Source organism: Alkaliphilus transvaalensis ATCC 700919 (assembly GCF_000621485.1).
GTDB lineage: Bacteria > Bacillota > Clostridia > Peptostreptococcales > Natronincolaceae > Alkaliphilus > Alkaliphilus transvaalensis.
Genome location: NZ_KK211288.1, coordinates 168793 through 181101 on the forward strand (window position 1 = coordinate 168793; position 12309 = coordinate 181101).

12 protein-coding genes are annotated in these 12309 nt (G+C 33.6%); 3 read left to right on the forward strand and 9 right to left on the reverse strand.

Features of this window, described 5'->3' with window-relative positions; all coding sequences use genetic code 11:
- Nucleotides 1–607: 607 nt before the first annotated feature.
- Both abc-f and T335_RS0119075 read left to right on the forward strand, forming a co-directional pair.
- Complete coding sequence (gene abc-f, locus T335_RS0119070; RefSeq protein ID WP_026478945.1) at nt 608–2536, forward strand: ribosomal protection-like ABC-F family protein; 1929 nt, start codon at nt 608–610, stop codon at nt 2534–2536.
- Nucleotides 2537–2598: 62 nt separating this feature from the next.
- Complete coding sequence (locus T335_RS0119075) at nt 2599–3156, forward strand: biotin transporter BioY (RefSeq protein ID WP_026478946.1); 558 nt, start codon at nt 2599–2601, stop codon at nt 3154–3156.
- A 345-nt stretch (nt 3157–3501) separates the two neighbouring features.
- Here T335_RS0119075 and T335_RS22430 read toward each other — a convergent pair whose 3' ends face one another.
- The gene (locus tag T335_RS22430; protein WP_156943733.1) at nt 3502–3663 is read right to left on the reverse strand and encodes a hypothetical protein; all 162 of its coding nucleotides are present in this window, start codon (nt 3661–3663) and stop codon (nt 3502–3504) included.
- A 107-nt stretch (nt 3664–3770) separates the two neighbouring features.
- Nucleotides 3771–4814: a tRNA (adenosine(37)-N6)-threonylcarbamoyltransferase complex transferase subunit TsaD gene (gene tsaD / locus T335_RS0119085; RefSeq protein WP_207640700.1), complete on the reverse strand. Its 1044-nt coding sequence runs from the start codon at nt 4812–4814 to the stop codon at nt 3771–3773.
- Between the two features lie 259 nt (nt 4815–5073).
- Between tsaD and T335_RS0119090 the strand changes: the two genes are divergently transcribed.
- Complete coding sequence (locus T335_RS0119090) at nt 5074–5280, forward strand: hypothetical protein (protein ID WP_026478948.1); 207 nt, start codon at nt 5074–5076, stop codon at nt 5278–5280.
- 33 nt (nt 5281–5313) lie between these two features.
- Here T335_RS0119090 and T335_RS0119095 read toward each other — a convergent pair whose 3' ends face one another.
- The 7 genes from T335_RS0119095 to T335_RS0119125 form a co-directional block, all read right to left on the reverse strand.
- The gene (locus tag T335_RS0119095; protein WP_026478949.1) at nt 5314–6468 is read right to left on the reverse strand and encodes a bactofilin family protein; all 1155 of its coding nucleotides are present in this window, start codon (nt 6466–6468) and stop codon (nt 5314–5316) included.
- 2 nt (nt 6469–6470) lie between these two features.
- Nucleotides 6471–7376, reverse strand: a complete 906-nt coding sequence (locus T335_RS0119100) for a hypothetical protein (protein WP_026478950.1) — start codon at nt 7374–7376, stop codon at nt 6471–6473.
- Nucleotides 7349–7963, reverse strand: coding sequence for an anti-sigma factor family protein (locus tag T335_RS0119105; protein WP_026478951.1), 615 nt, complete (start codon nt 7961–7963; stop codon nt 7349–7351). The genes T335_RS0119100 and T335_RS0119105 overlap by 28 nt, the downstream gene beginning before the upstream one ends.
- Nucleotides 7936–8508 carry an RNA polymerase sigma factor gene (locus T335_RS0119110; protein WP_051569424.1) on the reverse strand — a complete coding sequence of 191 codons (573 nt, stop codon included), beginning with the start codon at nt 8506–8508 and terminating at the stop codon, nt 7936–7938. The genes T335_RS0119105 and T335_RS0119110 overlap by 28 nt, the downstream gene beginning before the upstream one ends.
- A 204-nt stretch (nt 8509–8712) precedes the next feature.
- Nucleotides 8713–9909: a hypothetical protein gene (locus T335_RS0119115; RefSeq protein ID WP_026478953.1), complete on the reverse strand. Its 1197-nt coding sequence runs from the start codon at nt 9907–9909 to the stop codon at nt 8713–8715.
- A 19-nt stretch (nt 9910–9928) separates the two neighbouring features.
- Entirely contained in the window at nt 9929–11158 is a 1230-nt protein-coding gene (locus tag T335_RS0119120) for an S-layer homology domain-containing protein (protein WP_026478954.1), read from the reverse strand.
- Nucleotides 11159–11284: 126 nt separating this feature from the next.
- A complete protein-coding gene (locus T335_RS0119125) occupies nt 11285–12151 on the reverse strand; it encodes a SipW-dependent-type signal peptide-containing protein (RefSeq protein WP_026478955.1) in 867 nt (288 codons plus the stop codon).
- Between the last annotated feature and the right edge of the window lie 158 nt (nt 12152–12309).

Consider the following 12309-nt stretch of genomic DNA (forward strand, 5'->3'; position numbering starts at 1 on the left):
ACCCTCCATCAAGAATAAGTTCTTTCTTGGATAAACTTACCGATAACTCTTATATTGGTCGGTTGGTCATGTGGTCATACCATTTACCGAACTAACCCTAATCTGAAAACGTTTACCTAATGACTAGTTGGATATAATAATTTCTATTAAATAGAATTAAGTAAATAGGTTTAAATATTCTGAATTAAGTTGTCGAATAATTGGTCAGTTGTCATATGGTAAGGTGGTCTATCCAATTTGAATAAATAAAAAATGTACTTTGCTATTGAAAAATAGCTGATATAACATTATTCCATGACATCAATCCCATTAAACATCAATCATTTAATTGTTTGAATATTTTTTATTCTAAACTATTTAGATTTATAAATCAATAAAAATCAGAAAAATCAATAAATTTAATTTTTAACAATCTTTACTATATAAGATATTTTTTTAACAATCTTTCAGGTCATGATATATATCCTTTTTCACCTAAAATTCTATATTGAAATTGATAATGAAGCCGATCTTGAGATAAAGCATTTTTTTATCCAACTCCCCTTCTTTCGTGGCTCATCATTTTTTGGTATGATAGAGATAATATTTAATTAGTAGGAGGAAACTTATGATTATTTTGTCCTGTAACCAATTAACCAAATATTTTGGTATAGATCTTATATTACGAGACATTACTTTTAGCGTTCAAAAGGGAGAAAAAGTCGGTCTTGTAGGGGCTAACGGAGCCGGTAAATCTACGTTATTTAATATACTTTGTGGAAAGCTGCCCTTTGATGAAGGTGACCTGTTTATTTCTAAGTCTACTGTCTTAGGTTATTTAGAGCAGAGTACTGTTATGTCAGAGGATACCAATGTATATGATGAGGCGCTTACCATCTTCTCTCATTTAATTCAAATGGAAGAAAACTTAAGATCCTTAGAAGTAAAAATTTCTGAAGTGGGTAAAGATTCTAGCCAATCAAAAGAATTGGCGCAACTTATGGATGAATATGCTGCTCTCACAGAAAAATTTGAAAAGAATAATGGTTATGGCTTCCGAAGTGAAGTAAAAGGAGTTTTAAAGGGACTTGGTTTTGCTGATGATGACCTTCTGCAACCGGTAATTCAATTAAGTGGAGGGGAAAAAACCCGTCTTGGATTAGCCAAACTACTTCTTTCGAAACCTGATATCCTTTTATTGGACGAGCCAACTAACCATTTAGACATCCAAGCTGTTGAATGGCTTGAAGGTTTTCTAAGGGATTACAGCGGTACCGTTTTAATGATCTCCCATGATCGTTATTTTTTAGACCAAATCGTTACCCACATTCTAGAAATTGAAAATCATGAAATCACTAGCTATAACGGTAATTATTCAGCTTTTGTAGAAAAGAAAAGGGTTATTCAAGAACAGCAGTTAAGAAATTATCAAAATCAGCAGAAGGAAATAGATCGGCAAGAAGACGTTATTCGAAGACTTAAGCAACATGGCACCGAAAAATTAATGAAACGAGCTAAAAGCAAAGAGAAGCAACTAGATAAAGTTGATAGATTAGATAAACCACAAACTCATCAAAAAAGGGCTAAGATTAGATTTGAGACCCAAATTAAAAGTGGTAATGATGTCTTAGCAGTTAAAGAAGTGGCTAAGTCTTTTGATAGTAGTCCTTTATTTAGAGATTTAGCCTTTGATATTTATCGAGGAGAAAGAGTTGCACTTATTGGACCTAACGGTATTGGTAAATCAACTTTAATGAAAATTATCTTGAATGAATTACCTTTATCAGCGGGTGAAATACAATTAGGACATAATGTTCTACCAGCTTATTATGATCAAGAACAAAAATCATTAAACATGGATAAGACCATTATAGATGAAATATGGGATCTCTTACCCAATAAAACCCAGACAGAAATTAGATCTTTACTTGGTTCATTCCTATTTCAAGACGAAGAAGTTTTTAAGCCAATAGCACCTTTAAGTGGCGGTGAGAAAGCCAGGTTATCCCTCTTAAAACTATTAATTTCAAAGGCAAATTTCTTACTTCTTGATGAGCCCACCAACCATTTAGATATTTTAGCTAAAGAGGTACTTGAAGAGGCCCTTGTTAATTATGATGGCACAGTTTTGGTAATCTCCCATGATCGTTATTTTCTAAATCGGATAGCAACAAAGGTGATTGAGCTCAGTCCTAATGGCTGTGAAACCTTCTTAGGAAATTACGATTATTATTTATATAAAAAGAAACAGCAGGAATTTGACAATATCGATGAACCAATAGAAGAAAAAACGAAAACCCAAATTAAAGAAGAAAAACGTAAAGAAAAAGAAGAGAAGAACAAACAAAAAGAATTAGTTAAAAAACGTAAAAAAATTGAAGAAGATATCATCAATTATGAAGAAGAAGCTTCTCAACTAGAGGATCTCTTATGCCAAGAGGAAGTGTATTCAAACCCAGATAAGAGCAAAGAAGTACAATATCAGCTTACTAATGTTAGAGATAAAATTAATGAACTTTACGAGGAATGGGAAAATGTTATTGACATTTCTTCTTAGACGGGTTAAACTGTTTTTGTTAACCAAAAGCGATATATAGGTTGACGAAAGGAGAAATCGACATGAAAATTTCAGTAAAACAAATGACTTTAGTAGCCTTATTTGCTGCGCTTACTGCTGTAAGTAGCCAAATTGCTGTTCCAGTACCCTTCTCCCCTGTTCCCTTTACAATGCAGGTGGTGGCAGTTTGCCTAGCAGGAGGTATTCTTGGGAGGAAATTAGGATCGCTATCTATTATCATTTATTTATTACTAGGTGCAATCGGTCTACCAGTTTTTGCTCACTTTAGTAGTGGGCTTCATATACTAGTTGGCCCCACTGGAGGATTTTTATTATCCTTTCCATTAGCAGCATATGTTATTGGATCTATTACAGAAAAGAAAATTACCTATTTAAGAACCACCATTGCTATGTTGTTAGCCCTAATTCTTATTTATGGTATCGGACTAATTCAATTTAAATACGTTACATCTATGACTTGGGAACAATCTTTTCTATTAGCAGTAGCTAATTACATTATTCCCGATCTTATTAAAATAGTGCTAACTTCTGCTATCGTTATGAAGGTTAGTCATGTTTTAGAAAGAAATAATCTAAAGGTTTCAATGAAAAATAGTTAAGTAGAGTATTCAAAATTATAATATCATTATTATTTGACAGCCCTCAGGTATAATTATCTGAGGGCTTATGTAAACGTTTCTTGTAGAATAAAATCGAAAAACGAAGTATTTTATACACATAAAATAAGTTATCCACATTTATCCACAAAGAATCCACAGATTCCACAGCTTTATCCACACTAACATTTGAGTATATAGGTTTTATCCATAGTTATTCCACATTATCCACAGTTTCATCTTAAATCCCTTGTGAACAATTTAATGAATTTTGTTCATAAAAAATCTCCATCTATCAGCTTATATAGTGGAGATTTTAATTTACATAATCAATATGTATAATTGCCTTTATGCCTGCAATGTTTTTTTTAGTTCTTTAATGATTGCATCATTTTCTTGATTCTTTTCTAATAGGGCATTGATCACTTCATGCATACTATCAATTAAATCTAATAAATCGTTTCTACTCATATCAGTATCAACTTTTCTCATCCAGGATAGATATTCCAACAGTATTTCCCCCTTTTAATATAATATGTTACCCATTAATTATATCATAGGAGATAATGGCTTTTATACAGGCAATGATATGTAGCTTACCTAAGAATTTCCAACCCCTAGAACCGTTGTCCCAGCTTAAGATTCGGTACTGCATTTAAGTATAAATTAGACTTTAATCCTCTAATATAATCATAATAACCAACACAACCAATCATGGCAGCATTATCTGTGCATAGTTTGTTAGAAGGATATTTTAAATCTATACCATTTTCTTGGCATTTCTTTGAGAGTAACTGCCTTAAACCACTATTAGCAGCAACCCCACCTGCTAGTACAATTTGGTTAACTCCCTTTTCTATTCCACATTGAAGGGTTTTTTCAGCTAGAACTTCTATTACAGCTTGTTGAAAACTAGCAGCCACATCGGCTTCATTAATTGGATTGCCCTTCATTTTTTCACTGTTAAGGTAATTTAGCACTGCAGATTTTAAACCACTAAAACTAAAGTCATAACTTCCTTCTTCCAAATAAGCCTTTGGAAAAGGGATTGCATCAGAATTACCAATTTTCGATAAACGGTCGATTTCTGGCCCACCAGGATAGCTTAAACCCAACGCTCTTGCAACTTTATCAAAGGCTTCTCCAGCAGCGTCATCCCTAGTTCTACCAAGGACCTCATACTCACCGTAATCCTTCATATAAATTAAATGGCTATGTCCTCCTGACACAATTAAAGCTATAAAGGGCGGTTCCAGTTCCTTATGCTCAATAAAATTAGCATAAATATGCCCTTCTATATGATTAACGCCTACTAAAGGAACTTCTTTAGAAAAAGCAATTGCCTTTGCAGCAGATAGTCCCACCAATAATGCCCCTACCAAACCGGGACCATAGGTTACAGCTACATGGGTAATTTCTTCAAAGGTGGTTTCTGCCTCCTTTAAAGCCTCTTCAATTACTTGATTAATGTTTTCAATATGCTTCCTTGAGGCAACTTCTGGCACAACACCACCAAACTTTCTGTGCTGCTCTATTTGGGAAGATATGATATTAGACAATACAGTTCGTCCATTTTTAAGTACACTTACAGAGGTTTCGTCACAACTTGTCTCTATTGCTAAGGTAATAACATCCTCTGTAGTATTGTTTATATTCTTCAAAATTGGTCCTCTCCTTGCATTTAATATAGATCAATAATAAAACTAGTAATTTTTATATAATTGAGGAAATTGCACAATACTATAACCCTGAGTTAATATACGATTTATGCAAATACCTCAAATACGATTTAGTATTCTTTAATATTTTTTTATTATAACATTTTCTCTAGTTATTTGGATAATATTAATTCTATAAACATTTTTTAGCTATAATTTTCTATTATTACATAGCAAATACTATAAAAAAGGAGTGATTAAAATGTCTAAGAAACGTCGACCTGTTAAAAGGTATCCTGAATTAGAAAATAGAAATAGAAATGAAATTCAACCTGTTCAACCCCATAATTATAACGTTATGCCCGATGGCATGCTGGAAGCTATTTCTGCTACAGATTTAGCTATTTTAGCAATTGCCAAGGATGCTCCTCGAATTCCTGAAGATCATCCCCATAATAGAAATCGATAGCTTTTTAGCTATCGATTTTAATTTTCCAATTCTTTATATATCATATTCCTTATTATAATATTTTTTTATTACAATTAATGTACTACCCATGCCTAAAGCAGTAATTCCAACCGACAGCAATTTACCACCATAGGGAATTAACGATACAGTTGCAATTAAAAGATTACCCACAATAAATGAGGTATAATACCTGCTTTCATCTCGTATTATCTTTTTTCCTAACCAAAGGGCAACTGGAATTTTAGCTAAATAAACTAAAATACCATAAAGGGCTAACGCTAAAATACTAATGGGTATTCCAATAATTGTTACCATCAACAAGATTGCACCTATAGGAACTAAAAATAAAAAACCTAACCCTAAAAGGACACTTATCCCACTTTGATCGTCTATCAGTTGTGTTGCTCTATTTAATGGCTTTTTAAAAAATTTGATCAAAAATAAACCAAGTATAATATATGAGATTAGAAATAGAATCTGTAAAAGATTAATGACTCTTCTTATCCTTCTAGCAATATTCTCAAGACCCCTTTGAAGATGAGATCTAGTCCTAGTTGGTTGATATTCAATATTCCCCTTTACCAGTTTAGTATCGATATATTGTTCTTCTTCACTAATATAGGTTAGATTCCCTTCAATGTAGGCCCCTGGCTCTAAATAAATTTTATCTACACTTAAATTAATGTTCCCCTTAACAGTTCCACTGATCACTGCATTTCCAACTCCGCCAATGATATCTCCACCCACAAATCCTCTTAATGCTAAGTCTCCAGCATAAACATGAAGACTTCCATCTAAAATTGTATCTTCTTCTAACCCTACATTTGAGGCAAATATCGAAGCATTACGATTAATTTCTCCTCCACCAATAATCACTTCTCTTGCTACTAAACGTAAGTTTCCCCTTACATTACCATCTACAAAAATTTGGCTAGCAGCTGCGATTAAATCGCCGCCGATCATCCCTAGGTGACGAATTTGTTGACCTGCAGTAATCCAATCTCCCTTTATATTTCCCTCATTGGTAGCATGGTTAACCGCCACAATTAAGTCCCCATCAATTGTTTCATTTTCATAAATTTTTAATGTATCTTGGTAGGGACTATTACCATAGGCAATTACTCCAAATAAAGAGACTATTATTATAATAAGTATCATCTTTTTATATTTTTGCATAACTGCCTTCATAATTATATCCCTTTAGGTCCATTTATTTTAGCTTCCCCCAAACGACTCTCTACGATTTCGCCTATGCCAATATATTTTAAAATTAAGGTAACTAATTTCCCAATGATGATAATATCTAGAGCTAAAAATATAAATGATCCTACCAATAGCTCCATCAAATTACTCCATTCTTTTTCACTCCGTTGAGCTATTTTTTTCCCAATGGCAATTTTTGCTGTCGTATTTCCTAAGAACTCAATTAAAAACAATGCAGGAATCAATAAAACTACCAAAGGAACACCGATTACTGTCATAACCAATACTGCTATTGCAACAAATCCTCCAAAGTAAACCAAAAGGCCAATTAAAAACTTTTTACCAGCATCATGGCCAAAGCCTGCTGCCATTCTATCTAACCGATCATTGAAAATGATCACTGCAATAACCGATAAAATAAAGGCCATTATTTGCTTTACGACAGTAAAAATTGAAATGATTAATAGTAAGGTTGAGATAGGTGCCATTTCTCTAGGTAAAAACCCTAATACACTAATCTCTTGTTGTCTTATGAAACCATGGTTATTTACGCCATTTCCTAATACTGCAATACTACTGCCATTTACCTGTCCGCTAGAACCTATTGTAATACCCCCGATTACTGATATAACATCTCCACTAACAGTGCCATTCACAGTTACATTACCAAAAATAACAACGATATCGCCTGTTACATTACCTTCAATATCTACATTTCCAAATAGAGTAACTACATTTCCCCTTACATCAGTATTTGAAGGTACTTTAGTATCTCTAAAAAAATCAACAATGTCTCCTCTTGTGGTCACACTCACAGATAATACAATTGATGTGGATAGAATTATTATTAACAATGATAACAAGACTACTCTTCCATATTTATTCCCTTCCATCTTAAATCCCCTCCATTTATATTTAATAATCCTTTTAAGGTTCTTCTAATTAAGACTAACAACAAAACCAAAGTTAGAAAACTAAAACTATATGCCAATAGGAAATTGGTGGTATTCCACGTTGCTAGTTTCACAATGGATTGCATTGTTCCTCGAAGAAGTTGCCCCATAAGTAGAAAGCTACTTTCAACCATCGTTTCCCACAAGTTACTTAATAATGTAAGATGCTGGATGGCTGAGATAAAGTCTAGCACAACATTCTTTTGTATCCCTGGCTTTACAGTTGTTACAAGGAAAGTTAAATACATCCCTAATGAAATGAATATAGGTGAATAGTTCTGTAATTTCTTTGTTCTAGTGGTATATAGTTCAAGATCGATGGCTTCCATTATATTCGTTTCAAAGTTATTTGAGGGCTCTAGCATAGGAAGTTCTTCAATTCCATTAACCATCTCAGTAAATAGTTGAAATTCCTCACTACATTGATAGCATTCCTTCATATGTTTCTGGAGGTCGGCAAGGGCATTTTCTTCAATTGTTCCATCAACATAACTCATTATTAAAGCTGAAGCTGTTTTGCAGTCCATTGGGCTCCCTCCTCTTTTATTTCCTTAAGTTTATCCTTTAAAAGGCTTCTTCCTTTGTGAATTCGATTCTTAACTTTAGACATGGGTAGGTTGGTATTCTCAGCGATTTCTTTATAGCTTAATCCATACTGATGATATAAAATGATTAAGGTTCGATAGTCTGTCGGTAACTCGTTTATAGCTTTTTCAATGTAATTTTTATTTTGTTGATGTAGATAAACTAATTCAGCACTGGCACTTTCATGTTTTGATTCAATTTCTTCCTCTAGAGGTACTGTCTCTACCTTCTTTTTCCGTATATAGTCGATAGAGGTATTGGTGGCAATTTTCAGTATCCATGTTGAAAATTTATAATTTGAATCATATTTTCTTAGGTTATGGTAGGTTTTGATGAATACTTCCTGAGACAGATCTTCTGCTTCTTCATGATTGTTGGTCATCCGAAAACATAAGGAATATACTGCCTTTTTATATCTTGTAATAATTTCACGAAATAACTGGCTGTTTCCACTAATAATTTCTTGTACAATCTCCCAATCTGTCATATTCAATCCACCACCTCTTTTCCCTATAACCTATCTACGGTTAATTAATATAAAAGTTTATTATTTCTCAAATTAAATTATTGCTAACCACTTTTTCTAGGATAATAAGAACTATTCTTTCTTTACTTACTATAATAGCAGAAAGCAATCCTCTCGTAAAAGAAGATTGCTTTCTGTCTATATATCCTTAATTATACATATATACTACATTAAATCCTCATCACTTATTTTAGATTTTTCATGATCACTTTCATCGATCCCTGTAGAAGGGTCTTCCTCTTTATTCTCTTGATCTGACTTCTCTTGTTCTTCATCTTCTTGCCCTTCCTCTTCTGGAACAGCACCCCCCTGATTATCAGGTCCTTCTGGTAAAATAGTTTCTGGCACAGCATTCACTTCTTCTAAAAGAGCTTCTAATTCCCTTATCAATCGGCTGTTTTCATCATTAATTCTTTGAATGTCGGCCTTGGCTTCCACTAATTCCATATATAAGTTTGCCTTTTCAACTTCTAACCCTTCAACTCTTTTTTCTAAACCCACAATAATTAAAATTTTCTCATTTAGCTCTGCCACTAGCTCAACAACTGTACTATATAAATTTTTGATGTAGCCTTGTAACGTCGGTGCAATAATACTAATTATCTTGTTTTGATCTTCACTAAATTCAAACGCTTCTACTGAAACTTCCCGTAAAACAATTCCTTCTAATTCCTCCACCTCTCTACGATTCATCATCAGAATTTCTTGGGTGGATACCATCTGCTTCGAATTAGAAGATGCCTCTTGCCAATCTAGATGATTGGCTAAATAAGTCATTAGAGTTGTAATTTCTGTCCTAGCTTCATGATCACTATTAAGCTTTGTTACTTCTGGGCTTTGTCTATGGATATTTTCCATAATCTTACCTCTTAAATATTCTTTAGTAAAGACGATTTCTATAGGTTCATTAATAAACTCATTCAGGTATTTAACCCGCAAGGTCCCTTTTATTTTTTGATTTTTAAATGGATTTAGAAGTTTTGTGTGTTGAAATAAATTTAGGTTTGGCTCTAGGGCTATTTTGTAGGTAAAGCCCCCTTCTATTCTTATGGGATTGATATGTAGAAGGTACTCTGCTATTTCTCCTTCTAACTCAAAATAAATCATTCCACTACGAGCCTCTAAGTTAGTTGAGCCTTCTAAGATCATATACTCTGGATTGATACCTGAATCTAATTTTATCTCGCTTATAATATCCTCTGTACTAGCTGCCCTTACTTCTAAATTTGATCTTGCTTGAGAAGTAAACCATGCATGGGTATCAACTGCCCCCAAAAACACCATACTAACCATCACACCTGCTACTAAGAAACCTGCAACCCTGAAGCAGAGCCTACCTGGTGAAGACCATTTTATTTTCATGACTTCTCACCTCCTCCTTCTATTCTTCTTCATTTTCTAAGTGTTCTGAGTGATAATCTAATATTTTACAAATTAATGTAAATACTTCTGCTCTAGTAATTTCTTGCTTTGGTTTGAAGGTTTGGTCTGGATAGCCTAATATAATATCATTTTTAACCCCTGTTCTAATATAAGGAAGGGCCCAACCTCCTATTTCATCTTCATCTAGGAAGTCTAGTACTTTCTCATCATCTAGATCAATATTAAATCCTCTAATTAAGGCAGTTGCAACCTCTTCTCTAGTGATGTAATCATTTCCTTTAAAAACTCTGCCTAGGGTACTAGGATATCCCTGAAAGCTTCCTTGTTCTGTTGTAGCTATAATATATCCCCTTGCCCAAGGTGGTATAAAATCCATGTAACCAGAGAATACTTTGTTCTTTTCTTCTAATTTTAATGCTCTTCCTATTAATACTGCCGTTTCTGCCCTCGTAATAAGATTATTGGGTCTAATCGTTCCATCGGGATACCCTTGAATAATCCCTTCTTCCTTCAACTTTTCTATACAATCATGGGCCCAATGGACATTTTCTTGAGAAGTAACTTCATCCTTCGTCTTATTAAGATCATCCCCGGTTACTACCCTTTCAATAGGGTGATAATCGTCTATATACTCTGGATTCTCTTGAAGGTTAACAATAAAATCTACAGTAGCTTTTAACCCCTGTAGTTCATTCCCTCCACCTTCTGCCATTCTTACTATATATTCTAAATCAACATTATTATTTCTCCCTATATTAAACTGCTTAGTAGCTGGAAGGGAATAACCTTCAAAGTTATAATTACCTTTTTCATACATCATTTCGTAAAAGCTGTCATCAAAGAGAACCTCGTCAAATACTAATAATCTACCTCGAGTAACAGTTACATACATATTTTTGGCGTAGGTTTCTATTAACTGTGGATCATTAACTAACTGATATTCGCCATCTACAAATTGCTCTAGTTTAATTGTTAGTGCTAAATTATTAACCCTTACCCTTTGGGAATAATTGTTGGATAATCGCATGACGCCCTTATCTACTGCTCCCGGTGCCCATAATCCTTCACTAAACATAGGGTCGCCTTGGCTTGCAGTACCATAGGTACTTACTTCTACATAATGGTTGTTGCCTATTCCAAAGGTGTCTACAATTCCATAATTAAATAAAACACCTAAAACTATCATAAAAGTTAGTAAAAAACATAGACCCTTATAATAACCCTTCAATTGATTCGCCTCCTTTTATAAGATTCAAAAATACTTACATTCTACTTAAATCAAAGTACTTTTGAATTTCATAAAACTAAATTGAATATATAGCCGATGTTAGCACCGGCTATATATTGGATTAACTTATTCTACTATTTCATAGCCTACAGGTGTTATATTGCTGTTACGTTGATGTACGCCGTCAATTTTAATATTAAATTTACCATCAGCTCCTGTGGTTGCTTTTGCCGTCCTATTATTTCCTTGCCCATTCACATAGGTAAACTCTATCTCGACTCCTTCTGGATAGGATATTTCCTCATCATCATTATCATATTTAAGAACATTAACTAACCTTCCGCTAACGAATGCATTATAATTATGTGATACACCCGCTCTTTCAATTCTTACATTCCAATCCTTAATCATCGTCTCATCTGAAATAACTATGGGATCTGCTGGATCTTCTGGGTCTTCTGGATCTACTGGATCTGGATTATTAGTTTCCCATGGAGCATTTACTTGAGTTGCCTCAAAAGTAAATGTAAAGGAGTCCTTTAAAGCCTGATATTGATTATTTGCTGTTGCAGGTAGGCTAAAGGTAATATTTAAAAGCCCTTGCTCTCCTGCTGCGATTACCCCTAAATCATAATTAACTAACTGATTTAATGGCATTTGAGGTCCATCACCTATTTGTATTCTTAATCCATCTTCACCCTTATAAAGCAGTGTATCCCTTGTAGAACTTACACTTACTCTATATTTAAATGGTAGACTACCTGTATTTTTAACTGTAATTGTTTTACTATCACTCCATGTTGGATAAATATTACCTACATCAAACGTAGAAGAAATATCTTTATTTGCAGGTCCAGAAATAGCTAATGTACCAGTTTGAAAAACATTATTAGCACTTGAACTACTATTTGTAAACCAAGCCATAGTCCCTAAACCTGCTCCAAAGGCCAACACTCCAATTAATAATAAACTGATCAGTAACTTCTTGTTCATTTTTCTTCCTCCTCGAACTCTTCATATTTTTACTTTTTTGCGATACAATATTAGTAATATGATTTTTAAAGCACTTTTTTATGGATAATCTTTGCCGAGATTATCTATTTTTTTATCTACAATTCTCTTAACCACCCCTTTTTACGGACTAAAGTATA

Coding starts and splice junctions, on each gene's coding strand:
- abc-f (WP_026478945.1), top strand. CDS start 608: ATGATTATTTTGTCCTGTAACCAATTAACCAAATATTTTGGTATAGAT.
- T335_RS0119075 (WP_026478946.1), top strand. CDS start 2,599: ATGAAAATTTCAGTAAAACAAATGACTTTAGTAGCCTTATTTGCTGCG.
- T335_RS0119090 (WP_026478948.1), top strand. CDS start 5,074: ATGTCTAAGAAACGTCGACCTGTTAAAAGGTATCCTGAATTAGAAAAT.
- T335_RS0119095 (WP_026478949.1), bottom strand. CDS start 6,468: ATGAAGGCAGTTATGCAAAAATATAAAAAGATGATACTTATTATAATA.
- T335_RS0119100 (WP_026478950.1), bottom strand. CDS start 7,376: ATGGAAGGGAATAAATATGGAAGAGTAGTCTTGTTATCATTGTTAATA.
- T335_RS0119105 (WP_026478951.1), bottom strand. CDS start 7,963: ATGGACTGCAAAACAGCTTCAGCTTTAATAATGAGTTATGTTGATGGA.
- T335_RS0119110 (WP_051569424.1), bottom strand. CDS start 8,508: ATGACAGATTGGGAGATTGTACAAGAAATTATTAGTGGAAACAGCCAG.
- T335_RS0119115 (WP_026478953.1), bottom strand. CDS start 9,909: ATGAAAATAAAATGGTCTTCACCAGGTAGGCTCTGCTTCAGGGTTGCA.
- T335_RS0119125 (WP_026478955.1), bottom strand. CDS start 12,151: ATGAACAAGAAGTTACTGATCAGTTTATTATTAATTGGAGTGTTGGCC.